Raw genomic sequence first — 1,190 nt, forward strand, 5'->3', positions numbered from 1 at the left:
TGTCTAAAGAAAAATTTGAACGTACGAAACCGCACGTTAACGTTGGTACTATCGGCCACGTTGACCACGGTAAAACAACTCTAACTGCAGCTATCTGTACTACTCTTGCTAAAGTTTACGGCGGTGTAGCTAAAGACTTCGCATCTATCGATAACGCTCCAGAAGAGCGTGAGCGCGGTATCACAATCGCAACTTCTCACGTTGAGTACGACACTCCATCACGCCACTACGCACACGTTGACTGTCCAGGACACGCTGACTATGTTAAAAACATGATCACTGGTGCTGCACAGATGGACGGTGGTATCCTAGTTGTTGCTGCGACAGATGGCCCAATGCCACAAACTCGTGAGCACATCCTACTAGGCCGTCAGGTTGGTATCCCATACATCATCGTATTCATGAACAAATGTGACATGGTTGACGATGAAGAGCTGCTAGAACTAGTAGAAATGGAAGTTCGTGAACTTCTATCTGAATACGATTTCCCAGGTGATGACCTACCAGTTATCCAAGGTTCTGCACTAGGCGCACTAAACGGCGAAGAGCAGTGGGAAGCGAAAATCGTTGAACTAGCAGAAGCTCTAGATACTTACATCCCTGAGCCAGAGCGTGCGGTAGATCAGCCATTCCTAATGCCTATCGAAGACGTATTCTCAATCCAAGGTCGTGGTACAGTAGTAACTGGCCGTATCGAGCGTGGTATCCTAACTGTAGGTGACGAAGTTGCTATCGTAGGTATCAAAGACACTACTACAACTACATGTACTGGTGTTGAGATGTTCCGTAAGCTTCTAGACGAAGGCCGTGCAGGTGAGAACGTTGGTGCACTTCTACGTGGTACTAAGCGTGACGAAGTTGAACGTGGTCAAGTACTAGCTAAGCCTGGTTCAATCACTCCACACACTAAGTTCGAATCAGAAGTATACGTACTGTCTAAAGATGAAGGTGGTCGTCACACTCCATTCTTCAAAGGCTACCGTCCACAATTCTACTTCCGTACAACTGACGTAACTGGTGACATCCAGCTACCAGACGGCGTAGAAATGGTAATGCCAGGCGACAACGTACAGATGACTGTAGAGCTAATCGCACCAATCGCAATGGACGAAGGTCTACGTTTCGCGATCCGTGAAGGTGGCCGTACAGTAGGTGCTGGTGTTGTTGCTAAGATCTTCGACTAATTCATA

General features: G+C 47.3%; 1 protein-coding gene. It reads left to right on the plus strand.

Annotated elements, in window-relative coordinates; translation table 11 throughout:
• The coding region (gene tuf, locus R7P64_RS24130) for an elongation factor Tu (protein ID WP_017822038.1) at positions 1–1,184 on the plus strand (1,184 nt) is incomplete at its 5' end.
• Positions 1,185–1,190 lie beyond the last annotated feature (6 nt).

It is taken from the genome of Vibrio sp. 2304 (assembly GCF_033339475.1).
In the GTDB taxonomy this organism is placed as follows: domain Bacteria; phylum Pseudomonadota; class Gammaproteobacteria; order Enterobacterales; family Vibrionaceae; genus Vibrio; species Vibrio alginolyticus.